The organism is Geoalkalibacter subterraneus, from assembly GCF_000827125.1.
Lineage (GTDB): Bacteria > Desulfobacterota > Desulfuromonadia > Desulfuromonadales > Geoalkalibacteraceae > Geoalkalibacter_A > Geoalkalibacter_A subterraneus.
In genome coordinates, this window is record NZ_CP010311.1 from 2,339,873 (window position 1) to 2,363,262 (window position 23,390).

Below are 23,390 nucleotides of genomic sequence, written 5' to 3' on the forward strand. Positions count from 1 at the left end.
CTGGATCCTAAAAAGTCAATTCCTTGGGCTGCTGAGCCTGGTGGGGATGTTCCGAACCGGTGTAGACTTTGAGCTTGCGAAACATCTGACGACCGAGCTTGTTTTTGGGCAACATGCCTTTGACCGCCTTTTTGATCAGCTCTTCCGGCTTGGACGCCAGCAGCTTTTCGGCATTGATTTCCTTGATCCCACCGGTATAGCCGGAGTGACGGTAATACATCTTGTCAGCCAGCTTGTTTCCGGTCAAACGGATCTTGTCGGCATTGAGGACAATGACAAAATCTCCGGTATCGACACTGGGGGAAAAGGTTGCCTTGTGCTTGCCTCGAAGCACTCGGGCCACCTCGGTTGCAGCGCGGCCGAGAACCTTGTCCTCGACGTCGACTACGAACCACTTCTTGTCTTTCTGGGCGTTTGAACCGATCTGGGTGCTCATGGGAATCCTCTCTATACGTTCATCTGTGATTATGTACGGGGCTCACAGAAGTTGAGAAAGTAGCCGAAAGAGGCGGTCATGTCAAGACAATTTCAAGGGAAATTTCAGAAATCCGGAGAAAAGATCCGGTCAGAGAACCGAGGGCTTAACACTCAGAACCGGGCAGCTGGCCTGCTGCACCACACGTTCGGCGGTGCTGCCGATCAGAAGATGGGACAAGCCTGTGCGGCCATGAGTCCCGATCACGATGAGTTCAATGTTTTTCTGGTCGGCAAAGCGGCAGATTTCCTTGAAGGGGACACCGGTGACCGCATCAACCTCAACATGCAGATCCGGATAATCACTGCGCAGGCGCTCGGCCTCGCGTTCAAGTTGATCCCGGGCTTCATCTAGCTTCTTCTGCTGTTCCTCCCGCAGGCTGCCTGCCATCTGGGTAAAGGATTCAAATTCGCCGTCCAGATGAACATAAAGGAGATAATAGCTGGGATCGAAATAGTCGCTCAACCCTGCCGCAAAATTAAGAGTTTCCAGACTGTACCTGGAGAAATCGATGGGAACGAGAATTCTCAATGGCTTTTTCATCACCCTGCCCCGTAAGAAAAGATGCCTGTGACTGACTATACCCGCCCCGGAGCATTTTGCAACAATTCCGGAACGCCGGGGACAACCCTACGACGACTGCCTTTCATCGTACCAGACTTCCATCAGGCACAATCCATGAGCCGGGGCTGTGGGACCTGCTTTTCCCCCATGTGCCCCCCGGAGCAGTCGATCAAACTCAGCCAACGAAACTTTCTCTCTGGCCACGGCGACAAGCGTCCCTGCCATCATACGCACCATGTTGCGTAAAAAACCCTCCCCTTTGACATCAATATGCAAAAAAGGAGGTTCTTCCAATAGATCCACAGAGTAGATTTCCCTCACGGTGGTCCGGGCCCCACACCCGGCGCCCCTGAAGGCGCGAAAATCATGTTGTCCCACGAACTTTCCCGCAGCGCAGCGCATACGCCCCGTATCCAGTTCGGATCTCAGATGCCAGCTGAACCGCCGCGCCAGAGGCGAGCGCACAGGAGAGAGATAAAGAGTGTAACGATACCATTTACCCCGAGCATCAAAACGGGAATGAAAATCCTCATGAACGATGTGGGCTTCACGCACCGCGATATCCACGGGAAGAAGCCGGTTCAGACCTTCGCGGTAGGCGCGCATCGGCAATGATCGCGAAGTACGGAAGTTCGCCACCATTCCCCGGGCATGCACGCCGGCATCGGTTCGTCCGGATGAGATAAGCCGAACGGGCTCTCCCAGAAGTTCCCATAATTTCTCTTCAAGAATCTGCTGTACGGACAGTCCATTGGCCTGCACCTGCCATCCGACATAGTTGGTACCGTCATATTCGATGAGCAAACGGATATTGGAGGTCACCGCCACAGCCAAAGGACTCCCACTACGCCAAAAACTCCGCAAGAGACAACAATCTGCACGAACACAGGCAAAGGTTTGAGCTTCACGGCAGGGCAAGGAGATTGAACAGATTCGCCCCGAGCCATCTGCAGCGCCCAGGTGTCGGCATGGTCGCAGAGGCGAAAAAGCAGGGTCGAGAGAAGATCACGCAATCCGTCCAACCGTTGCCTGAACCCGGCACTGGCGAGCGCCCTTGCCCGTGGTACCAGCGCGTTCAACTCCTGTCGCAGAAGAGGAAGAAAATTCAAAATCAAAAGGAAAAATGCGCCCCAGCGTTCAACAGGAATCCCGAATCGTGCCAACGGACGCAGCAGGTCGACGCCTGCACGAGCCAGGCACGAAGCATCTACCGTCAGAGACAGCAGAGAAGCCAGGCAGACAGCCAGGCACAGCCTCAATATCACAGTGAGGCCTGTTTTAAGCCCGTCTTGCGAAAGGAATTCAATCCCGAACAGGGTATGACCTGGGGTGAAAAGCAGATGGAGTACCAGAGTGAAGAGAAAAAACCAGCGGAAAAACCAGAGCCCGCGCCACCAGACCACCGGGGCAATCGCCGAGAGTGCCATGAGTGCGAGGGTCAGAGCTGCAAGAACGGAAAGCTGAACGAACCCTGGGGCACTGAACACCGCAGCGATCAGGACCGAAACCATAACCAGTTTCAAACGGGAATCCAGCCGGTGCATCAAGGAATCACCAGGGTGATATCGTCCTAAAGTCAGGTCGTCGAGAAAGGCCATAAAGTAGACCGGCAGAAGAAAAGGCGTACGACAGACCAGCGCTCATGAATCATCACAAACTGGGATAAGTGATATCCGGCTTAATTCTTCGTCGCTGTGAAGGCGGGATGACGGCCAATTATCTCGGCAATTTTTACCGCATTGGCGGCATCCCCACTGCGCAGGTTGTCCGAGACGGCCCATAACTGCAGCGTATTCGACATGCCGGGCTCCTGGCGGATACGCCCGACCATCACCTCGTCCCGCCCGGCAGCATCCAGAACGGAAGGTTCGCAGTCGGCAGCAGCGGCTTCGTCGACCAGCTCAATGCCGGATTGACAGGACAGAACCTCACGCACTTCCTCCAGACTGATCGGCTCAGCGGTCTGCACATAAACAGACATTCCCTGACCGTAAAAAACAGGCATCTGGACCACCGTGGCCGACAACCCGAGAGCGGCAGCTCCCATGATTCTGCGCACACCTTGGATCAAAGAGAATTCATCATCGGAGGCGCCCTGTTTCTCAGCCGAAGGTTGTTGGGCAAAGCAATCGAAGGCCACGGGACGACAAAACGCCTCAGGCTCAACGGGGCGACCGTTGAGAAGCTCGCCGCTTTGCTTTCGCAGCACGTCGATCCCCTTCCTTCCGGCACTTGAAACAGAAAGAAACGCGGTCACCACGACTCGCTCAATAGTGCCGCATTGCCTTAAGGGTTCCAGCAGCAAGGCGGTCTGAACAGCCAGACTTGACGGGCAGGCGATGATCCCGCGGGACGGGAGACTCTCCAGAGCAGCGGCATTGATCTCGGGGACAACCAGCGGGATCTCCGTTTCCTCTTCCCAGGCTCCGGTGACATCGATACCAATGGCTCCCCGGGCAGCCGCAACGGGCGCATAGTGAGCGCTGACTTCGCGGGAGCCACAGAAAAAGACCAGATCCGCTCCTTCAAAGGTCGCTTCCGAAACCTCTTCCACCAGGATGGATTCTCCCCGGAACTCAAGTGGTTCCCCGAGAGAATCAACCGAAGCCGCAAGACGCAGTTGACCCGTCGGAAAATCGCGCTCGGCGAGAAGGTGGAGAATTTCACGCCCTACGGCGCCGGTCGCGCCGACCAGGACGATGTTCAGAGGATCGGACATACGGATGGTTCTCCTTCGTGTGCGGGAAAAAGTCAGGGTACCGGACCCTGTTCTCAGGGCCCGGCTGATGCAGAGATCAGATGGCAGCCACAATCGCGTCGCCCATCTCCCGGGTGTTGATCTTTCTCTCCCCCGGTTGATTCTGGAAAATGTCGCCGGTGCGCAGCCCCTGGTCAAGTACCCTCTCGACAGCCGTGTCAATGGCGTCGGCCGCAGCAACCATTGCAAAAGAATGGCGCAGCATCATGGAGGCGGACAGGATCTGCGCGATGGGATTGGCGATCCCCTGCCCGGCGATGTCGGGAGCACTTCCGCCGGAAGGCTCGTACATGCCGAAACTGCCTTCCGCAAGGGAGGCGGAGGGCAGCATTCCGAGGGAGCCGGTCAGCATGGCCGCTTCATCCGAGAGGATATCGCCGAACATGTTTTCGCACAGCAGGACATCGAACTGCTTGGGCCAGCGCACCAGCTGCATAGCGGCGTTATCCACATACATGTGGCTCAGCGCGACATCCGGATACTGCCGGGCAACCTTCTCGACAACTTCACGCCACAGAACCGAGGTGGAAAGGACATTGGCCTTGTCGATGGAGCACAGGCGCCTGTCGCGTTTCTGCGCGGCCTTGAATGCAACATGGGCGATTCTCTCGATTTCGGGGACAGTGTAGCGCATGGTGTCGACACCGACCCGCTCGTCTCCCTCTCCTTCGATCCCTTTGGGCTGGGAGAAATAAATACCGCCGGTCAACTCACGCACGACGAGAACATTGAATCCACCTTCGATCACTTCCTGCTTCAAGCTGGAGGCACCGGTCAGAGCCGGAAAAATGATCGCCGGGCGCAGATTGGCATAAAGACCGAAGATCTTGCGCAGCGGCAGCAGAGCACCACGCTCGGGCTGCTCGTCGGGGGGCAGACTTTCCCATTTGGGGCCACCCACCGAACCGAACAGAATCGCGTCGGAGTCCTTGCAGATATCGATCGTTGTCTCCGGCAGCGCCTTGCCCTCCTTGTCGATGGCAATACCGCCGACGTTGGCAAAGGTGCGCTGAAAACTGACATCGAATTTCTGCTCAACCACATCCAGAACCCGCAGGGCTTCGGCCATCACTTCAGGGCCGATGCCGTCTCCGGGAAGAACCGCAACCTTAAAGGTTTTCGCCATGATGCTCTCCTTGATGGCGTCGCAAAAACTCACCAACTGCTGCGTTGCTGCAATTGCTCTCGCTGCTTCAACGTACCTAAGTACGCCTCATTGCTCGACAATCGCGTGCCTTGCATTTGGCGCTTTTTGCTTAGCCCATCGACATTGATGCTTTTTTGCGAAAGCATCTCTCCTTGAATCAAAAATTCAGATCCGATCCCGCCTCAGTAGCGGGAATCGGCAAATTCCACCCAGCCGCCGGCTTCCACCAGCGCCTTGTCAAAAGCACTGATCTCGAAGGAGCAGACCTCTTCGCGGCCGCCGGATCGTGCAATCACTTTTTGCGCGTCGAGATCGACAGCGATATCGACATCGCCGTCCTTATCCAGGGCAAACAGACGGTCAAGATCCTGCCGGGGCAACTCAATGGCGAGCATCCCCCCATTGAACATGTTCTGGCGGAAAATGCGCGCATAGCTTTCGGCAATAATCGTATGGATTGCGTTGACCTCAAAAACCCAGGGAGCATGCTCGCGGGAAGATCCGCAGCCGAAATTTTCACGGGTCACCACCACCCGGGCCCGCTTGAGCTCGTCGCCCTTCGGGTCGAATCCTTCCAGTTTAAGATCTTCCAGGATATACGGCTCGAGCGCTTCCTTGGTCACCTCGGTCAGATACTTGGCCGGGATAATTTCATCGGTATTGATATCGGACCGGTCGAGAAAGATCGCGGGTCCGCCAAATGTTTTTTTCATAATCTTATTGCTCCTTGTCACATTCGGGTCGAACGCAGCCGCGCCGCCCGCAGGCGGTCTGCCGGCGCATTTCAAGGGGCCGGATCAGATCCGGCGGGCATCGGTGATCACTCCCTTGACCGCCGTAGCTGCCGCAGTGGAGGGACTCATCAGATGGACCATGCCGCCTTTGCCCATGCGTCCGTTGAAATTGCGGTTGCTGGTGGAGGCGCAGACCTCGCCTTCGGCCAACACACCGTTGCTCATCCCGAGACAGGCGCCGCAGGTGGGGTTGGTGACACAAAAGCCGGCATCCATGAAAACCTGGATGATCCCTTCGGCCAGGGCATCCTGGAAAATTTTCGGTGTCGCAGGCGAGACGATGCCGCGCACCGTATCGGCCAGCTTGCGGCCCTTGAGAATTTCCGCCGCCACGCGCAGATCTTCGATCCGACCGTTGGTGCAGGTGCCGATATAGACCTGATCAACGGGAGTTCCTGCCATCTCTCCAACGCTTTTGACGCAGTCCGGCTTGTAGTCGAAGGTGACTTGAGGCTCAAGATCGCAGACGTCGAAATCAAGGACTTTCTCGTATTCGGCGTCCGCATCGGAATGCCAACGGGAAAAATCTTTCAGTGCGGCCTCTTTGTCCGGATAATCGCTGGAGATAAAGGGCCAGAGGTAGTTAACCGTCGTCATGTCGGGCAGACAGATGCCGCTGGTGCCCCCGGCTTCGATGGCCATGTTGCACAGGGTCATGCGGGCTTCCATGGACATGCCGTCGACAACCGAACCCCGGAATTCAATGACGCGGTCGGTGGCCCCGTTGACGCCGAGCTGGCCGATGACGTAGAGAATGACGTCCTTGGCGTACACGCCCTGCGCCAAAGAGCCTTCAAGATTGACGCGAATTGTATTGGGCTTGCGGAAGGCACAGACTCCTTTGAGAATGCCGACTTCGAGGTCCGTGGTGCCGACGCCGGCGGCGAAGGCGCCGAAGGCCCCATGGGTACAGGTGTGGCTGTCACCCATGATCACGGTGAACCCGGGGCGGATGAATCCTTTTTCGGGGAACAGTGCGTGACAGACGCCATTGCGGCCGACATCAAAAAAATCCTTGATCTCGTGGCGCCGGGCCCATTCGCGCAGCATCTTGCCCTGGGTGGCGGTTTTACTGTCCTTGGCCGGAGTCACGTGATCGATCACCGCCTTGATGCAGTCGGGGTCGAACACCCGATCTTTGCCGCGCCACTGCAGATCGGCAATAGCAACCGGAGTGGTGATTTCGTGGCAAAGAACCCGATCGAGATCGAGAACGTAAGTCCCCGGGAACGGTTCATCCCGGAGATGGGTGGAAAAGATTTTTTCCGCGATCGTCTGTCCCATATCTTCTCCTCTTGGGGTATTTTTCAAAACGGGCGAAGTTTACCTCAACTCTTCCGCCTGGCGCAACCTTTCAAGACCGCCATGGTGCGGTATGCGTAAAACGGGGCGGCAAAAAGCCGCCCCAGGCATTACTATATTTTTATCTAATCACCTCGCGGGGTCGGAACTTCCATGTCAAGGGTGTTTGGCGCCAGGGATGGCGAAAAGTGCCCCTTGTCATGGGAGTTCCAACCCCATGCTGAACAGTTGCCTGTATTTTTGAATGCCGGTGAAATCAGATCCGTATCCGGTTGCGCTCCATGGTCGAGGCCAGCTTGTTCAAGGCGTTGACATAGGCTTTGGCGCTGGCAACGATAATGTCCGGATGGGCCCCCTGGCCGAGGACTTCGCGCCCCCCCTCTTCGAGGCGCACGGTGCACTCACCCTGCGCATCGGTTCCGCCGGTAATACCGCCGACGTTGAATGCGAGCAGATTTGCCTTGCTGCCGGTGAGCTTCTTGATGGATTTGAAGGCGGCATCGACCGGACCGGCCCCAATCATAGCGCCTTTTTTAACCTTGCCGTTGATTTCCAGTTCGATGGTTGCCGTGGGAGCGGCAAACGAACCGGACGAAACATTCATCTGCATCAACTTATATTTCTCAGGCACCCGGATAATTTCATCGGCAATGATGGCGTCGAGGTCTTCGTCAAAGATCTCTTTTTTCTGGTCAGCCAGGGTCTTGAAACGCACGAAGGCTTTATCGAGATCCTCTTTTTTCAGATCATAGCCAAGTTCTTCCAACCGCTGCTTGAACGCATGACGTCCGGAGTGCTTGCCCAGAACAAGCTTGTTCTGATTAAGACCGATCGATTCAGGCGTCATGATCTCGTAGGTAGACTTTTCCATGATCACGCCATGCTGATGAATGCCGGCCTCGTGGGAAAAGGCATTCGCCCCGACAACGGCCTTGTTGGGCTGCACCATGATGCCGGTGATAGTCGACAGCATGCGGCTGGTGGGATAGATGTGCTCGGTGGCCACGCGCGTGTCGTAGGGCAGTACGTCATTGCGGGTCCGAAGGGTCATGACCAATTCTTCGAGGGAGCAGTTGCCGGCACGCTCACCGATACCGTTGATGGTGCATTCCACCTGGCCTGCGCCAGCCTGCACGGCCGCCAGCGAGTTGGCCACCGCAAGACCGAGATCATTGTGGCAGTGTACCGAGATCGTCGCCTTGTCGATATTGGGCACATTGTTGCGCAGATAGGCAATGATCTCAAAAAATTCCGAGGGGACGGTATAGCCGACCGTATCGGGGATATTGACGATAGTCGCACCGGCGTCAATGACCGCCTCAACCACCCGTTCCAGGAATGGAAGCCGGGTGCGTACCGCATCCTCAGCAGAAAATTCGATATTGTCGGTATATCTCTTGGCTCTCTCGATGGCTTTGACCGCAGTGGCCAAGACCTGATCCTCATCCATCTGCAACTTGTACTTCATATGGATATCGGAAGTCGCGATGAAGGTGTGGATACGGCCGCGCTCCTTGGCGTACTTCAACGCTTCCCAGGCACGGTCGATGTCTTTGTCGTTGGCACGGCAGAGACCTGCGATCTGCGGACCCTTGATCGTCTGCGCGATTTTTTTGACAGCTTCAAAATCACCATCGGAAGCAATAGGGAAGCCCGCTTCGATGACGTCGACATTCAAACGCTCGAGCTGGTGGGCAATCCTGAGCTTCTCTTCAATATTCATGCTGGCGCCCGGCGATTGTTCTCCGTCACGCAAGGTTGTATCGAAAATTTTGATCATTTTATTTTCACTCATGCCTATCTCCTTTGTTCAGCCAGCCTTCCGCCATGAAAGGGGCGTCTTCGTTTCATCGGTTATCAAACTCTTCATCGCCGTAAGATCTGATTCATCCAGGTCACTCAGGTCCGATTCCAAAAGACCACCCCCTTCCCTTCCTGAGACGCTGTCCATACTGAGGTTTTTGCGAAAGCATTCATGATGCTTTCGCAAAAAAGCATCAATGTCGATGGCTAAGCAAAAAGCGCCAAATGCAAGGCGCGCGATTGTCGAGCAATGAGGCGTACTTACGTACGTCGAAGCAGCGAGAGCAATTGCAGCAACGCAGCAGTTGGTGAGTTTTTGCGACGCCATCATTCATGGGCGCCAATCCAATAAAAAAGCCCCCGCCCGGTCAGGGGCGAGAGCTTTATGCTTCGCGGTACCACCCTGTTTCAGTTCGGTAAAAACCGAACCCTCATTGGCCCTTGACGCGGGCGCTCGGCACGGACTAGCCGCAGAGCGGGTTCATCCGGGCAGCTCCGAGGCGAGTTCAACCACTTTCGTACCGGCTCACAGCAACCGCCGGCTCTCTGGAACGAAAGGAGGGCCTACTACTCCTCTTCATCGCTTTTAAAAACATGATTTTCTAGAAGTAAAACAGAGTTACAGCAACAATGTCAAGCGGGCAGCCGGTCAAAAAACCTTTTCGAGAGATTTTTTCGATCGGACTAGACAAGCATTGCGCAGCATGGAAAAAGAGCAGACGCACTATTGGAAATAACCGACAATGGTTTCCCCTCCCACCGTCTTGTCGCCGACACGCAGTTTCACGTCGGTGTTTTTGGGCAGGTAAAGATCGACCCGCGACCCGAACCGGATCAGGCCATAGCGGTCTCCCCGTTCAAGGGAATCCCCCACTTCAGGATAGGAGACGATGCGACGAGCCACCAGGCCGGCGATCTGCACGCAAAGCAGTTTCTGCCCGCCTTCGGCTTCAATCAGCAAACCTGACTGCTCATTTTCGATACTGGCCTTATCCAGAGAGGCGTTAAGGTATTTACCCTTACTGTAATAGCTGTCAAGCACCTTTCCAGCAACGGGAAAACGGTTGACATGAACATTGAACACGTTCATGAAAATGCTGACCTTAAGGGTCTCTTCCTTCAAAAAACGCTCTTCGCGTACCTCGCCGACAAAAACCACCTTGCCGTCGGCGGGCGCCACCAGCGCATTGGGTTCGTTCGGCACAAGCCTTTCGGGGTTGCGGAAAAAATAAACGCTGAACAGGGTCAAAAGAAAGAAGATAAACGTCAGAAAACCCCAGTCCAACAGGCCGAAGACCAACGTAATAAAAGCAAAAAGGCCGATAAAGGGATAACCTTCCACGGCAATGGGCTGATTACGGTTACGCATGGCATCCTCTTATCATAAGCTCAGATAAAAAAACGGGGACCGCTGGGCCCCCGTTCGGTTCACAATGATCAGTTGCGATCCTTGTCGACGATCTTGTTTTTGCCGATCCAGCTCATCATCGAGCGCAGCTTCTCTCCCACCTCTTCAATGGGGTGCTCCATGCCGCGGCGACGCATAGCTTTGAGCGTCGCCTGGTTGGCCTTGTTCTCGAGCATCCACTCAAGGGCAAACTTGCCGGACTGGATTTCATCGAGAATCTTCTTCATCTCCTTCTTGGTTTCAGCGTTTACGACACGCGGGCCCCGGGTCAGATCGCCATATTCGGCAGTGTTGGAGATGGAATAGCGCATGTTGGCGATACCGCCTTCATACATCAGGTCGACGATAAGTTTCAATTCGTGCAGGCACTCGAAGTAAGCCATCTCAGGCGCATAGCCCGCTTCGACCAGGGTTTCGAAACCGGCCTGTACGAGGGCGCTTGCGCCACCGCACAAGACCGCCTGCTCACCGAAAAGATCCGTTTCCGTTTCTTCCTTGAAAGAAGTCTCGATGATGCCGGCACGGCCGCCGCCGTTGCCGCTGGCGTATGCCAGGGCCACATCCTTGGTATTGCCGGAGGGATCCTGGTGGATGGCGATCAGGGTAGGGACGCCGCCGCCGCGCGTATATTCGTGCCGCACAAGATGCCCCGGACCTTTGGGTGCCACCATGAAAACGTTGGTATCTTCACGGGGAACGATCTGATCGAAATGGATGTTGAAACCATGGCCAAAGGCTAGATAGGCGCCCTGCTTGAGATTGGGTTCGATATCCGAACGGTAGAGATCGCCCTGCAGTTCGTCGGGCACCAGAATCATCACCACGTCGGCCGACTTGACCGCTTCACCAGTTTCCAGAACTGTCAGTCCGGCTTTTTCAGCCTTGGCCCAGCCGCTGCTGCCTTTGCGCAACCCCACCACGACGTCGAGACCGCTGTCTTTGAGATTGTTGGAGTGGGCATGCCCCTGGCTGCCATAGCCGATGATGGCAATTTTTTTACCTTTGAGTACGTCGAGATTGGCGTCCTTATCGTAATAAACTTTCATTTTCTTGCATTTCCTCCTGCTGATGGTCTTGAAATATCGACAAATAACGGATTTTTATAGCATAGCTTTTCATCAGGCACCAGAGCTTTCGCCCCGCAAACCTTCGGTCAAGCAATGCCAATGCTTGATAAAAGTCGTTAACTGCTCTTCCACCCTTTGGGGCCACGCCCGATGACCACAGGCCCAGATCGTACGATCTCTTTGATCCCCAGCGGCCGCAGCAATTCAACGATGGCATTGATCTTCCCGGGTGCCCCGGTGACTTCAACCGTATAGGATTTAGGCGTGACATCAACCACCTTGGCGCGGAAGATATCGACGATACGCAGAACTTCCGCACGGCTCTCCTCTTCAGCGCAGACTTTCACCAGGGCCATTTCACGTTCAACGAAGTCGTGGCCGGTAAAATCAATCACCTTGATGGTATCGATCAGCTTGTTGAGCTGCTTGGTGATCTGCTCCAGGATCTGGTCGTCGCCGGAAGTCACAATCGTCATGCGGGAAATGGATGGATCAAGGGTCGGAGCCACCGACAGGCTCTCGATGTTAAAGCCACGCCCGGAAAAAAGTCCGGCCACGCGCGACAACACGCCGAACTCGTTTTCCACCAGAACAGAAATCGTGTGTTTCATAACAATTCCTTTGCTTGATCAGAATAAAATCCGAACAGCCGACGATCAGCTGGCCAGAACCATTTCATTGAGTCCCGATGCCGGCGGCACCATGGGCAGCACATTCTCTTCACGGGAGATTCTGAACTCCATAATAACCGGGCCGGGAGTTTCAAGCCCTTTTTTGATCATGGCTTCCACTTCGTCAGGTTTCTCGGCGCGCAGTCCCGTTGCACCATAGGCTTCTGCCAGCTTGACAAAATCGATGGGCAGCTCCATGCAGGTCTGGCTGTAGCGGCGATCAAAGAACATCTCCTGCCACTGACGCACCATTCCGAGGAAATTATTATTGAGAATGACGATCTTGACCGGCAGGCGATACTGAACAAGCGTCGCCAGTTCCTGGGAATTCATCTGAAAGGAGCCATCACCGGAGATATCGATGACCTGCCGGTCGCGAAAGGCGACCTGGGCTCCCAGGGCGGCAGGCAAACCATACCCCATCGTGCCGAGACCGCCCGAGGTCAGGAAGGTGCGGGGTTGGATAAAATCGAAAAACTGCGCCGTCCACATCTGATGCTGCCCCACCTCGGTGGTGATAATGGCGTCATCCCGGGTCAGCTCGCGAATCTTCTCGATCACAAACTGCGGCTTGATGACGGAGGTGGAGGGTGTGTATTTCATGGGGTGGGCTTTTTTCCACTCGGCAATTTCCGAACGCCAGCCATGGGTGCGCTCTACAAGCGCATCGACTTTGTCACCCTGCTCCTTCATCTTGTCGGCCAATTTCTGCAGGACATCATTGAGATGCCCGACAATAGGCAGATCTACCCGGACGTTTTTCTTGATGGACGTCGGATCGATATCGATATGGATGATCTTGGCATTGGGCGCAAAGGTTGCGATCTTGCCTGTTACACGGTCGTCGAAGCGGGCCCCGGCGGCGATAAGGAGATCACAGTTCGTCACGGCCATATTGGAATAATAGGTGCCGTGCATCCCGAGCATGCCGAGACAGAGGGGATGGCGACTGGGAAAAATCGATTTCGCCATCAGAGTCGTCGTCACCGGCAGCTGAGCCAGTTCGGCCAGTTCTCGCAGTCCCTGCGCCGCGTCGGAAAGAACCGCGCCTCCCCCCACGTAGATGAGAGGCTTGCGGGCTTCGAGGATCATGCGGGCGGCTTTTTCAATCTGACGAGCATTGCCACCAACCGTCGGCTTGTATCCTGCCAGTTCGACCTTGTCAGGATAGGAAAAAACCGTGCTATCAAGCTGAACATCTTTGGGAAAATCAATCAGGACCGGTCCCGGCCGGCCGCTGCGGGCAATATGAAAGGCTTTTTTGACAATGGTCGTCAACTCGTTGATGTTGCGCACCAGAAAGTTGTGCTTGGTGATGGGTCGGGTGATACCCACCATATCGGCTTCCTGGAAAGCGTCGTTTCCAATCAATGCAGTCGGAACCTGCCCTGTGATGACAACCAGAGGGATGGAATCCATGTAAGCCGTGGCGATGCCCGTTACTGTATTGGTCGCCCCGGGTCCGCTGGTCGCGATAGCGACGCCCACCTTGCCGGTGGCCCGTGCATAACCGTCCGCAGCATGAACGGCAGCCTGTTCATGGCGGGTCAGAATATGATTGATTGGGTAATCCATCAGGTCGTCGTAAATATTGATGACGGTGCCTCCGGGGTAGCCGAAAACGGTATCGACCTCCTCGCGAAGCAGACATTCCAATAAAATTTTCGATCCGGTCAATTTCACCGCACATCTCCTCCGTTGTCTTAATCCTGGATATAATCATGGAATGCCGGAATCGATCAGGCCCTCCATGGCTTCCTGTGCGGACTTCCCCAATCCGCAATCATCAAAACTTTGAAATCAGAATTTCAAAAAACAATTTATTCAGGCTTTCCCGTGCCGAAGATCCGTGACAAAGGCCTCCACAACATATTGAAGCGACATGTCGACTATTCGGCCTTGGTGACCGCGCCTGTGTAGGCAGAGGTGACAACCGAGGCATAACGCGCCAACCAGCCTGTCTTGATTTTCGGTTCGGGTTTGGTCCAGTTCCTGCGACGCTCGGCAAGGGTCTCGTCATCGACATCAAGCTCAAGGCGCCTGTTGGGGATATCGAGCTTGATTCGATCCCCTTCCTGCACAAGCGCAATTGGGCCCCCCTGGGCGGCTTCGGGAGAGATGTGGCCGATACAGGGGCCGCGCGTTCCACCGGAAAAACGCCCATCGGTAATCAATGCCACACTGTCTCCAAGCCCCAACCCCATCAGCGTCGCAGTGGGAGCAAGCATTTCACGCATGCCGGGACCGCCCTTGGGTCCCTCGTAGCGAATCACCACCACATCACCGGCCTTGACATCTCCACCCATCAAAGCTTTCATGGCCTCTTCTTCGGAATCAAAACAGCGGGCGCGTCCCTCAAAATTCATCATCTTTTCCGAGACTCCGGACTGTTTGACAATCGCGCCTTTGGGTGCCAGATTTCCAAACAGGACGGCGATGCCTCCCTCCGGACGGACCGGGCGATCCACCGGCTGAATGATCTCCTCGTCGACCTCTGAAATACTGTCGATGATCTGCCGAATGGTCAAGCCGCTCAGGGTGGGATTATCAGCGATCCGATCACGCAGTTGATAAAGAACCCCGGAGACGCCGCCGGCCGCATCAAGATCTTCCATGAAATATTTGCCGCCCGGATTCATGGAGGCGAGCTGCGGTGTCTGGCGACCCAGTTCGTCAAATACTTCCAGCGGCAGGTCGACGCCGGCTTCTCGGGCCACGGCAAGCAGATGAAGAACAGTGTTGCTCGACCCACCCAAAGCGAGGTCGATGCGAATGGCATTTTCAAACGCGGCCCTTGTCATAATCTGGCGCGGTGTGATGTTGTCACGCACCAACTGCACCACACGTTGCCCCGAAGCAAAAGCAAGGCGCCTTTTATCGGCAGATACCGCCGGGGTCGTCGCGCATCGCATCAGACTCATGCCCATGGTTTCAGTCAGAATCGCCATGGTGTTCGCGGTAAAAAGTCCCTGGCACGATCCGGCCCCGGGGCAGGCCTTGTCCTCGCAGACCTGCAGCTGTTGTTCATCGATCACTCCGGCCTTGTACTGGGCCATCGCTTCAAAGGTGTCACTGACAAAGGAGTAGCGACGCCCTTCTGCGCCACGCCCGGTCATCATGGGGCCGGCCGTCACAACGATACACGGTATATCGAGTCGTGCCGCGGCCATGAGCATGCCGGGAGTGATCTTGTCGCAGTTGGTCAGCAGCACGAGACCGTCAAGGCGGTGTGCTTCGGCGACGGATTCTATCATGTCGGCAATCAGTTCGCGGGTCGGCAGAGAATAGTGCATCCCCCGGTGGCCCATGGCGATCCCGTCACACACCCCCGGGATGCCGAAGATAAAGGAAAAGCCGCCGCCGGTATGAACACCTTTTTCAATGAAGCGCTCCAGATCGCGCATGCCGATGTGTCCGGGGATCAGATCGGTGAATGAACTGGCGATGCCGATGAAGGGCTTGTCCATCTGCTCGCCCGGTACCCCGGTTCCTTTGAGCAAGGCCCGATGAGGAGTGCGTTCAAATCCCTGGGTGATGACGTCGCTGCGTTTGGGTGCCATATTCGGTGTATTCCTTATCTTTATATTGACGATTCAACACAACCCGCCCCTTTGCATCCCCGGCTGCGCTGTTGGCGCATTTTAGGAAAACAAATTGCGGCATATTGAACAGTTATATCATTTTAAATAATTTTGGGAGATCGCTTCTTCACAGAATGACAACAGGGGTCTGCAAGAGACCCCTGCCGCGAACTGAATGAAGTTGACTTTTAAGGTGTTCAGGCGTGCTGAGCAGGCTGGCAGGTCCGATCCCGCAGAATTCGCCTCATTTCGTCCTTGCCCGCCAGCTTGATCTTCTGTATTTTCTTTCGCTCGAATTCTTCCTCGGGGGATAAAAACTTTTTCCGCTCGAATTCGTCAAGTTCCCTCTCCAGCAGCTGGTGTTCCTCAAAAAGCATCCGGAATCTGGCGTTTTCACTCACCAGCTGCTCAACTAACTCCATGTCCATTTCCTCCATGGGCACCTCCCGAGAAAAGGTTAGAGGGTTTAAAAGAGCTTACGGAAACATGATTTTAAAATATCCAAACCGTCACGGGTTGTCAACCTTGCAAAGCCCCCTCGCTGCGTCGTTTTTGCCACGCAATTTCAGCTTCTGACGCTCGCAGGTAAACAGGCTTCACCAGCCGGGCGCTGCCAGCTTCAGACGCTTGCGCATCAGCGGCCGCCAGTAGGGCCACCATGGAAGCACGCGGCCAGTTCAAAGGCCCTTCCACAAAACGAGCCTGGGTACCAAGCACAGACTCAATCAGCTCGCGGTACACCATGGCGCCCTCCCCGACAAACAGGGTCGGTTCGCTGATCTGCTCAACAACCGTCGCAGGAGAAGCGACCCGCTCAGGGCAGCAGGCAGAAGCGCGTCCCTGTCGCACATGATATAACCCGGCGTAGACCTCTTTTTTGCGCGCATCGAGCATGGCACAAATCTGGCCTTCACAGCCCGCCGCATTCATGGCCAGCGCCTGCAGCGAAGAGATGCCGACCAGAGGCTTGGTCAAGGCAAGGGACAGACCTTTGGCCGCTGCCATCCCGACCCGCACTCCAGTAAAAGATCCGGGACCGCGTGTAACGGCAAAAAGATCAATCTCCTCAAGGGTAACGTCCGCATCAATCAGGGCTCGGTCGATAACAGCCGTTATACGTTCGGCATGACGTGCCCCCGTGTTGAAGTAGTTTTCGCTCAGCAGCTTCGTTCCGCGGCAGACTGCTGCGCTGCCCGCGGAGGTGGCCGTATCGATGGCGAGGATCGTCTTCATAACCTATCCCATGAAGATGCGGACAATATCATTGTAAAACGCCACCACCATCAGCATGATCAGCAGCACCAGCCCGATCTGCTGGGCAATCTCCCGTGTGCGTACAGACAGGGGCCGCCTGAAAACCAATTCGAAAAGATTGAAAAAGATATGCCCGCCGTCAAGGATCGGGATCGGCAACAGGTTGAGGATTCCCAACTGGATACTCAAAAAGGCCAGGACGGTCAGGATGCTCGAAACATCTGTCTGAGCAGCCTGCCCGGCAATCTGCACCACCGTGATCGGTCCGCCGATATTTTTCGTGGAAACGTGCCCGCTGAACAACTTCTGGACAAAAACTACGGTGAGTTCGATAAGGTCGTAGGTCCGCTCGGCCCCTGCAGCGACAGCTTCAAGAGGGCCGAATCGCTTCATCACAACATCTTGGGCGGGGGCAATTCCAATCAGATAATCATCGCCCCGATCTCCCCTCTCGGGCGTCACTATGTATTCAAGGCGCTCACCGTTTCGCTCAACGACAACCGGGACGGCCTGCCCTCCGGTTTCCTGGATTGCGTTTTTCAGATCAAACCAGGACGAAATTTCATGGTCGCCAACGGAGATTATCAGGTCGTCCTGCTCCATCCCGGCTTGCGCAGCGGGCATGTTAGGAGCAAGGGCACCGATACGAGCCGCCTGATCGGGGAAAAGCCCCAGACTTTGGAACTCAAGGTTACTCTCTTCGACGGGAATGGTGAGTTCGACGTTCTCCCCGCCACGTAAAACCTCAAAGCGCAGCGAATCTCCAGCAAGCGAAATGAGCTTTTTGTTAGCTTCATTCCAACTGGCAACGGGAATATCGTTCACCGCTTCTATGCAGTCGCCCTGAACAAACCCGGCATTCGCTGCAGGACTCTCGGGAGCGACAAATCCGACACAGGGTTCGCGATCCAGAAAAGCGGGAAGATTGACACCGAGCATGAAGGCCAGCGGCAGAACGACAAAGGGCAGAATCAGGTTCATGAAAGGTCCGGCAGCAACGATCGCCATGCGCTTTGCAGGAGACTTGGCCGCATAGGAACGCGCCTTTTCCTCTTGCGTCAATTCGCCCGTTTCCCCATTTTCGCCTCCGCCCTCACCAAGCATCTGCACATACCCCCCGAGGGGAACGGCACAGATCATATACTCGGTTTCACCCCAGGTTTTCGAGAAAAGCCTGGGGCCGAAGCCGAGGGAGAACTTCAGCACTTTGACTCCAGCCATTTTGGCGACGCAGAAATGACCGAATTCATGGATAAAAACCAGAATCCCCAGCATGATGATTCCGGCAGCAATCGTAATCATTGACTCTCTCCTCCTCAGGAAATCTCGCTGATGACTCGACGGGCACGGGTACGAGCCCACCGATCGACCCTGAGAACATCGTCGATGTGTTCAATTTCGTCCTCTCGCGGCAGCTCAAGAACGCTCGCAATGATGCGGCTGATATTCAGAAAAGAAATTCCCCCGTTGAGAAAAGCTTCCACCGCCACCTCATTGGCGGCATTGAGGACCGCAGGTGCGGAACCGCCCTCGCGCAAGGCATCGTAGGCAAGCTTGAGGCAGGAAAATTTCTGGGTGTCCGGTTTTTCAAAGGTCAGTGTCCCCAGCTCGCAGAGATCAAGCGCGGGAATTTTCAAAGGCAGCCGCTCCGGGTACGAGAGCGCATAGGCAATCGGTGTCCGCATATCGGGAACCCCCATCTGCGCAATCACCGAACCATCGATATACTCGACCATGGAGTGGACGATGCTCTGCGGATGGATGTGGACATCGAGCCGCTCGGCCGGCAGATCGAACAACCAATGGGCCTCGATCACTTCAAGGCCCTTGTTCATCATGGTCGCCGAATCGATGGTGATCTTGCGCCCCATCTCCCAATTCGGGTGATTCAAGGCATCGCCCGGCGTAACATGCGAGAGTTCAGCAAGGGAGCGGTTGCAAAAAGGGCCGCCAGAGGCCGTGAGAATCAAGCGGCGCACGTCATGCTTGCGGTGCCCCTCAAGAGACTGAAAAATAGCAGAGTGTTCGCTGTCGACAGGAAAAATGCGAACCTCTTTTTCAAGGGCACGGCTCATAACCAGAGAGCCGGCGCACACCAGTGTCTCCTTGTTGGCCAACGCGATGTCCTTGCCGGCTTCAATAGCCGCCATCGTGGGCACCAATCCGGCGGCCCCTACAATAGCGGAAACCACCATGTCGGCGTTGCCATGAGTCGCGCAGGCCACCAGGCCCTGAACACCGGAAAGCACTTCCGGGCCCTGGGGGCCGAGACGACGACGCAGCTCTTTGGCCTGCGACTCTGAAAGGACCGCAACAATTTCAGGACGGAAAGCGCGGATCTGTTCATGGAGCAGGTCGATATTGTTTCCGGCGGTCAAAGCCACCACCCGGTATTTGTCGGGATGAGCCGCTACAATATCAAGCGCGTTGACGCCAATGGACCCGGTAGATCCTAAAATCACAAGATTTTTCATAACAACGGCCTAAAAATCCTTCAGCAGGGCAAAATAATAAACGACGGGAAAAATCAAAATCAGACTGTCGAGACGGTCAAGCAAACCACCGTGCCCGGGGATCAGCCCACCGGAATCCTTGACGCCGAAACTGCGCTTGAGCATGGATTCTATAAGATCGCCGATCTGCGCCAAAGGTCCAAGAATCAACGCCAGAAAAAGGCCATCAAGGAAGCCGATTTCAGGCAGAAACCACATTGTGGCGATCACGACAGCCAGTGCGGCTCCGGCCATGCCGCCGACAGCGCCTTCGATACTCTTGTTCGGGCTGATTGCCGGATAGAGCTTGTGACGGCCCAGGGACACCCCGACAAAATAAGCGGCGGTGTCACTGGCCATAGTGAGCAGCAGGATGAAAAAAATCCAGAGCTTTCCGGAATCGAGAGTCGCCAGCGCACCAAGATGGGCCAAGGGGATGACGAGATAGAAAATACCAAGAAAAATCAGCCCGATCTGCTGCATCACCGTTTCGAGATCGTGAAAACGGAACAGAAACCAGGCCAACCAGAACACGGTGACCAGACTCAATCCGGCCAAGACCGGCACCGTATTCATGGAGGCGATCAGCAAAGACAACAAAGCGCCGAGGCCGGTCGCGAGGTGGCGCTCGACCCATCGCCCGTCAGGAAGCACGATCTGGTGAAATTCGTTTAAAGCCAGCGCCGTCACCACAAAAACAAGAAGGCTGAAGAGAAAGGGGCCGGCGAAGTAAACGTAAAGAATCAACGCGGGCAGTGCGATGATTCCAGTAATAATTCTCTCCTTAATGGCGAGCCTCCTTTGTTCCGTTTCTCGAAAACGTGAATCCGAGAGGAGTGAGGTTTCGGGATCGGCAGAGAATGCCGTTTTCGCGAAATCAGGGGAAACGGGAATTTCGGCCTGAACAAGTTGTTTCGTCCTTATTGTCGCAGCGACACGAAGGCCAGTTATTCGTCAAAATCCCCGCTACGCTGCTCATCCGTCAGTCCGAAACGGCGGCGTCGGCGCCCGAAAGCCCTGAATGCATCATGCAGATGCTGGTGATCAAAATCAGGCCAGAGCGTATGGGTAAAATACAACTCGGTATAAGCCATCTGCCAGAGCAGAAAATTACTGATGCGCATCTCTCCACTGGTTCGGATCAAGAGGTCAGGTTCAGGCAGCATTGCCGTATCGAGATGCTCGTCAATCATCGATTCGGTGATGGCATCCGCTGAAATTTCTCCATCGGCAACCCGCCTGGCAATTTTACGCATGGCGCGGGTGATTTCATCGCGGGATCCATAAGAGAGTGCGAGAGTCAGGGTCATTCCGGAGTTGCGTTCTGTACGTTTGATCGTATCAGTCAACATGCGCCGCACAGAAGTGGGCAGACGTTCTATATCACCGATCACATTGAAGCGAATGCTGTTGGACAGCATGGTTTCAAGTTCTTTTTTCAGATAGGCCGTCAGCAACTCCATCAACGCACTGATCTCTTCATCCGGCCGCCCCCAGTTTTCATAACTGAACGCATAAAGAGTCAGGTACTCGACCTCGAGACGGGAACATTCCTCGACAACCCGACGCACAGTTTCAACCCCTTGCCTGTGGCCAAAAACACGAGGCTGGGATTTTTGACGGGCCCATCGGCCGTTGCCATCCATGATAATTGCGAGATGCCGGGGAATACGCATGAAAATTCTCTGACTGGGAGATAGCGAACGAAGCCGCGAGATTTTTTAAGCTAGCATGAAAGCTTCGCGGGGGCAAGTTCTTGAAAAGACAGGCATGTTAAAAACGGGGCGCCTGAAGGCGCCCCGTGCGGAGTGTTTCAATCGAGGCAGGACTAAACTTCCATGACCTCGGTCTCTTTGGAGGAGATCAGCTCATCAACCTTTTTCACATACTGGTCGGTGAGATCCTGGATGTCTTTCTCGCCACGCTTGAGATCGTCCTCGGAGATCTCTTTTTCCTTCTCCATTTTCTTGAGCGCATCGTTGCCGTCACGCCGGACGTTACGTATTGCGATCCGAGCGTCTTCGCCCATACGCTTGACCAGCTTGACCATTTCCTTGCGGCGCTCTTCGGTCAGGGGAGGGATCGCAATGCGGATCACCTGCCCATCGGAAGAGGGATTAAGCCCGAGGTCTGATTTCAGAATGGCTTTTTCAATTTCGGGAATCAGATTTTTTTCCCAGGGCTGAATTATGATCATGCGCGGCTCGGGAACCGTCAGCGAACCCACCTGATTAAGAGGGGTCGGAGTGCCGTAGTAATCGATCCGCACCTCATCGAGCAGAGCCGTGGAAGCGCGGCCGGTGCGCACCTTGGAAAACTCCTTCTTGAGCGCATCAATTGCTTTATCCATGCCGGAGCGTGTTTTTTTCAGGATGTCATCATACATAGTCTTCACCCTCCCTTGACGATGGTCCCGATATCTTCACCCTTGACAGCTCTCACAATATTACCGTCGACGGTCAGATCGAAAACCATAATCGGCAGATCGTTATCCATACATAGCGAGGTGGCCGTGGCATCCATGACCTGAAGTCCCTTCTTGAGCACTTCAAGATAGGTCAGCGTGGAATACTTCACGGCATCATGATCTTTTTTCGGGTCAGCACTGTAGACCCCGTCAACCTTTGTGGCTTTCAGAATGATATCCGCGTTGATCTCCATCGCACGCAAACTGGCGGCGGTGTCCGTGGTAAAATACGGGTTACCGGTACCGGCAGCAAAAATAACCACCCGCCCCTTTTCGAGATGGCGGATAGCACGGCGCCGGATATAGGGCTCAGCGACCTCGCGCATTTCAATGGCAGACAGCACGCGGGTCAGAATGCCCACCTGCTCCAGGGCATCCTGCATCGCCAGGCTGTTCATGACCGTGGCGAGCATCCCCATGTAATCGGCGCTGGCACGGTCCATCCCCTTGGACGCTGCCGCCACTCCGCGAAAAATATTGCCGCCCCCGATCACCAGCGCCACCTGCACGCCAAGGTCGGTAACATCTTTGATTTCCTGTGCAATATTGCCGATAACGGTCGGGTCTATACCATACCCCTGGTTGCCGGCGAGAGCTTCGCCACTGAGTTTGAGCAATATGCGGCGATAATGAACCTCGGAAGCGGCCATGGTGACGTCCTTTTGTTGATGGGGTTCTACTTGCTCAGAGCTGCGACTTCAGCTGCGAAATCATCGGCCTTTTTCTCCAGACCTTCTCCAAGCTGGTAGCGGGCAAAACGGGTCAACCTGACTTCGGCGCCAATCTGCTTTGCCAGATCAGCGACAACTTTCTCGACCTTCAGATCGGGATCGATGACATAAGCCTGCTCCAGGAGGCAGATCTCGCCGAAAAACTTTCCAAGCTGACCCTCAACAATTTTCGGGATGATGTTCTCGGGCTTCCCGCTCTCCTTGGCCTTGGTCGCCATAATCTCTTTTTCACGGGCAACCACATCTTCCGGCACTTCATCGCGGCTCAGATACTGCGGGTTGGCCGCAGCGACATGCATGGCCAATTGACGGGCGAGGGCAGAAACCGCTTCTTCGCTACCTTTTTCGGTCTGAAGCTCAACCAGGGTCCCGATCTTGCCGCCGCCATGAATATAAGAAGCGACTGTGCCGGGCTTTGCTTCAAAACGAACAAAACGGCGAATATTCATATTTTCGCCGATGGTGGCAATCTGGTGAGTCAATTCTTCAGCGACGTTGCGCTCGGTCCCGGGAAAAGGCAGCGCATTAAGGGCGTCAACATCGTTCGGGGAATTTTCAAGAACAACCTGGGCCACGGAAGAAACGAACCCCTGGAAAGCCTCGTTTTTGGCCACAAAGTCCGTCTCGGCGTTAACTTCTACCAGTACGCCCATGGCTCCTTCACCAGCTGCAGCGACCAGTCCTTCAGCGGCAACCCTGCCGGATTTTTTGGCGGCGGCGGAAAGACCTTTTTTGCGCAGCAGATCGACCGCTTCCTCCATATTGCCACCAGCTTCAGTTAACGCTTTTTTGCAGTCCATCATGCCGGCGCCGGTTTTTTCGCGCAGCTCAGCTACCATCGAAGCAGTGATACTCACAGTGCAAACCTCCAGATTT

23 protein-coding genes and 1 other annotated feature are annotated in these 23,390 nt (G+C 55.1%); all 23 genes read right to left on the reverse strand.

Annotated elements, in window-relative coordinates; translation table 11 throughout:
* Positions 1–7: 7 nt before the first annotated feature.
* Entirely contained in the window at positions 8–436 is a 429-nt protein-coding gene (gene rplM / locus GSUB_RS10865; protein ID WP_040200800.1) for a 50S ribosomal protein L13, read from the reverse strand.
* Between the two features lie 129 nt (positions 437–565).
* Entirely contained in the window at positions 566–1,018 is a 453-nt protein-coding gene (locus tag GSUB_RS10870; protein ID WP_040200801.1) for a universal stress protein, read from the reverse strand.
* Positions 1,019–1,105: 87 nt separating this feature from the next.
* Entirely contained in the window at positions 1,106–1,867 is a 762-nt protein-coding gene (gene truA, locus GSUB_RS10875; RefSeq protein WP_235269795.1) for a tRNA pseudouridine(38-40) synthase TruA, read from the reverse strand.
* Entirely contained in the window at positions 1,858–2,583 is a 726-nt protein-coding gene (locus GSUB_RS18085; protein WP_052464862.1) for a CbiQ family ECF transporter T component, read from the reverse strand. The genes truA and GSUB_RS18085 overlap by 10 nt, the downstream gene beginning before the upstream one ends.
* 134 nt (positions 2,584–2,717) lie before the next feature.
* Positions 2,718–3,758 (reverse strand): aspartate-semialdehyde dehydrogenase, encoded by a 1,041-nt coding sequence (locus GSUB_RS10885; protein WP_040200802.1) that lies wholly within the window; start codon positions 3,756–3,758, stop codon positions 2,718–2,720.
* A gap of 76 nt (positions 3,759–3,834) precedes the next feature.
* A complete protein-coding gene (leuB, locus tag GSUB_RS10890; protein ID WP_040200803.1) occupies positions 3,835–4,923 on the reverse strand; it encodes a 3-isopropylmalate dehydrogenase in 1,089 nt (362 codons plus the stop codon).
* 203 nt (positions 4,924–5,126) lie between these two features.
* Positions 5,127–5,657: a 3-isopropylmalate dehydratase small subunit gene (locus GSUB_RS10895; protein WP_040200804.1), complete on the reverse strand. Its 531-nt coding sequence runs from the start codon at positions 5,655–5,657 to the stop codon at positions 5,127–5,129.
* Positions 5,658–5,741: 84 nt separating this feature from the next.
* Positions 5,742–7,022 (reverse strand): 3-isopropylmalate dehydratase large subunit, encoded by a 1,281-nt coding sequence (locus GSUB_RS10900; RefSeq protein WP_040200805.1) that lies wholly within the window; start codon positions 7,020–7,022, stop codon positions 5,742–5,744.
* A 274-nt stretch (positions 7,023–7,296) separates the two neighbouring features.
* Positions 7,297–8,835 carry a 2-isopropylmalate synthase gene (locus GSUB_RS10905; protein ID WP_040200806.1) on the reverse strand — a complete coding sequence of 513 codons (1,539 nt, stop codon included), beginning with the start codon at positions 8,833–8,835 and terminating at the stop codon, positions 7,297–7,299.
* Between the two features lie 375 nt (positions 8,836–9,210).
* Positions 9,211–9,433: a binding site (T-box leader), on the reverse strand.
* Positions 9,434–9,567: 134 nt separating this feature from the next.
* Positions 9,568–10,212 (reverse strand): phosphatidylserine decarboxylase family protein, encoded by a 645-nt coding sequence (locus GSUB_RS10910; RefSeq protein ID WP_040200807.1) that lies wholly within the window; start codon positions 10,210–10,212, stop codon positions 9,568–9,570.
* A 68-nt stretch (positions 10,213–10,280) separates the two neighbouring features.
* The gene (ilvC, locus tag GSUB_RS10915) at positions 10,281–11,297 is read right to left on the reverse strand and encodes a ketol-acid reductoisomerase (RefSeq protein WP_040200808.1); all 1,017 of its coding nucleotides are present in this window, start codon (positions 11,295–11,297) and stop codon (positions 10,281–10,283) included.
* Between the two features lie 137 nt (positions 11,298–11,434).
* Positions 11,435–11,929, reverse strand: a complete 495-nt coding sequence (ilvN, locus tag GSUB_RS10920; protein WP_040200809.1) for an acetolactate synthase small subunit — start codon at positions 11,927–11,929, stop codon at positions 11,435–11,437.
* Between the two features lie 45 nt (positions 11,930–11,974).
* On the reverse strand, positions 11,975–13,672 hold the full coding sequence (gene ilvB, locus GSUB_RS10925) for a biosynthetic-type acetolactate synthase large subunit (protein ID WP_040200810.1): 1,698 nt from the start codon (positions 13,670–13,672) through the stop codon (positions 11,975–11,977).
* A 206-nt stretch (positions 13,673–13,878) separates the two neighbouring features.
* On the reverse strand, positions 13,879–15,549 hold the full coding sequence (gene ilvD / locus GSUB_RS10930) for a dihydroxy-acid dehydratase (protein WP_040200811.1): 1,671 nt from the start codon (positions 15,547–15,549) through the stop codon (positions 13,879–13,881).
* Between the two features lie 218 nt (positions 15,550–15,767).
* Complete coding sequence (locus GSUB_RS10935) at positions 15,768–16,007, reverse strand: HP1242/YdcH family protein (protein ID WP_040200812.1); 240 nt, start codon at positions 16,005–16,007, stop codon at positions 15,768–15,770.
* An 82-nt stretch (positions 16,008–16,089) separates the two neighbouring features.
* Entirely contained in the window at positions 16,090–16,803 is a 714-nt protein-coding gene (tsaB, locus tag GSUB_RS10940; protein WP_040200813.1) for a tRNA (adenosine(37)-N6)-threonylcarbamoyltransferase complex dimerization subunit type 1 TsaB, read from the reverse strand.
* A gap of 3 nt (positions 16,804–16,806) precedes the next feature.
* Positions 16,807–18,126 (reverse strand): RIP metalloprotease RseP, encoded by a 1,320-nt coding sequence (rseP, locus tag GSUB_RS10945; RefSeq protein ID WP_040200814.1) that lies wholly within the window; start codon positions 18,124–18,126, stop codon positions 16,807–16,809.
* Positions 18,127–18,140: 14 nt separating this feature from the next.
* Positions 18,141–19,298: a 1-deoxy-D-xylulose-5-phosphate reductoisomerase gene (locus GSUB_RS10950; protein ID WP_040200815.1), complete on the reverse strand. Its 1,158-nt coding sequence runs from the start codon at positions 19,296–19,298 to the stop codon at positions 18,141–18,143.
* 9 nt (positions 19,299–19,307) lie between these two features.
* Positions 19,308–20,267, reverse strand: a complete 960-nt coding sequence (locus tag GSUB_RS10955; RefSeq protein WP_084211961.1) for a phosphatidate cytidylyltransferase — start codon at positions 20,265–20,267, stop codon at positions 19,308–19,310.
* Positions 20,264–20,992: an undecaprenyl pyrophosphate synthase gene (gene uppS, locus GSUB_RS10960; protein ID WP_040200817.1), complete on the reverse strand. Its 729-nt coding sequence runs from the start codon at positions 20,990–20,992 to the stop codon at positions 20,264–20,266. Before uppS ends, GSUB_RS10955 begins: the two co-directional genes overlap by 4 nt.
* A gap of 152 nt (positions 20,993–21,144) precedes the next feature.
* Complete coding sequence (frr, locus tag GSUB_RS10965) at positions 21,145–21,702, reverse strand: ribosome recycling factor (protein ID WP_040200818.1); 558 nt, start codon at positions 21,700–21,702, stop codon at positions 21,145–21,147.
* Between the two features lie 5 nt (positions 21,703–21,707).
* Positions 21,708–22,433 carry a UMP kinase gene (gene pyrH, locus GSUB_RS10970; RefSeq protein WP_040200819.1) on the reverse strand — a complete coding sequence of 242 codons (726 nt, stop codon included), beginning with the start codon at positions 22,431–22,433 and terminating at the stop codon, positions 21,708–21,710.
* 26 nt (positions 22,434–22,459) lie between these two features.
* On the reverse strand, positions 22,460–23,371 hold the full coding sequence (gene tsf / locus GSUB_RS10975) for a translation elongation factor Ts (RefSeq protein WP_040200820.1): 912 nt from the start codon (positions 23,369–23,371) through the stop codon (positions 22,460–22,462).
* Positions 23,372–23,390 lie beyond the last annotated feature (19 nt).

What these genes read in the sequence shown, in the direction of transcription:
- rplM (WP_040200800.1), bottom strand. Translation starts at nt 436, where the DNA reads ATGAGCACCCAGATCGGTTCAAACGCCCAGAAAGACAAGAAGTGGTTC.
- GSUB_RS10870 (WP_040200801.1), bottom strand. Translation starts at nt 1,018, where the DNA reads ATGAAAAAGCCATTGAGAATTCTCGTTCCCATCGATTTCTCCAGGTAC.
- GSUB_RS18085 (WP_052464862.1), bottom strand. Translation starts at nt 2,583, where the DNA reads ATGCACCGGCTGGATTCCCGTTTGAAACTGGTTATGGTTTCGGTCCTG.
- GSUB_RS10885 (WP_040200802.1), bottom strand. Translation starts at nt 3,758, where the DNA reads ATGTCCGATCCTCTGAACATCGTCCTGGTCGGCGCGACCGGCGCCGTA.
- leuB (WP_040200803.1), bottom strand. Translation starts at nt 4,923, where the DNA reads ATGGCGAAAACCTTTAAGGTTGCGGTTCTTCCCGGAGACGGCATCGGC.
- GSUB_RS10895 (WP_040200804.1), bottom strand. Translation starts at nt 5,657, where the DNA reads ATGAAAAAAACATTTGGCGGACCCGCGATCTTTCTCGACCGGTCCGAT.
- GSUB_RS10900 (WP_040200805.1), bottom strand. Translation starts at nt 7,022, where the DNA reads ATGGGACAGACGATCGCGGAAAAAATCTTTTCCACCCATCTCCGGGAT.
- GSUB_RS10905 (WP_040200806.1), bottom strand. Translation starts at nt 8,835, where the DNA reads ATGAGTGAAAATAAAATGATCAAAATTTTCGATACAACCTTGCGTGAC.
- GSUB_RS10910 (WP_040200807.1), bottom strand. Translation starts at nt 10,212, where the DNA reads ATGCGTAACCGTAATCAGCCCATTGCCGTGGAAGGTTATCCCTTTATC.
- ilvC (WP_040200808.1), bottom strand. Translation starts at nt 11,297, where the DNA reads ATGAAAGTTTATTACGATAAGGACGCCAATCTCGACGTACTCAAAGGT.
- ilvN (WP_040200809.1), bottom strand. Translation starts at nt 11,929, where the DNA reads ATGAAACACACGATTTCTGTTCTGGTGGAAAACGAGTTCGGCGTGTTG.
- ilvD (WP_040200811.1), bottom strand. Translation starts at nt 15,549, where the DNA reads ATGGCACCCAAACGCAGCGACGTCATCACCCAGGGATTTGAACGCACT.
- GSUB_RS10935 (WP_040200812.1), bottom strand. Translation starts at nt 16,007, where the DNA reads ATGGAGGAAATGGACATGGAGTTAGTTGAGCAGCTGGTGAGTGAAAAC.
- tsaB (WP_040200813.1), bottom strand. Translation starts at nt 16,803, where the DNA reads ATGAAGACGATCCTCGCCATCGATACGGCCACCTCCGCGGGCAGCGCA.
- rseP (WP_040200814.1), bottom strand. Translation starts at nt 18,126, where the DNA reads ATGATTACGATTGCTGCCGGAATCATCATGCTGGGGATTCTGGTTTTT.
- GSUB_RS10950 (WP_040200815.1), bottom strand. Translation starts at nt 19,298, where the DNA reads ATGAAAAATCTTGTGATTTTAGGATCTACCGGGTCCATTGGCGTCAAC.
- uppS (WP_040200817.1), bottom strand. Translation starts at nt 20,992, where the DNA reads ATGCGTATTCCCCGGCATCTCGCAATTATCATGGATGGCAACGGCCGA.
- frr (WP_040200818.1), bottom strand. Translation starts at nt 21,702, where the DNA reads ATGTATGATGACATCCTGAAAAAAACACGCTCCGGCATGGATAAAGCA.
- pyrH (WP_040200819.1), bottom strand. Translation starts at nt 22,433, where the DNA reads ATGGCCGCTTCCGAGGTTCATTATCGCCGCATATTGCTCAAACTCAGT.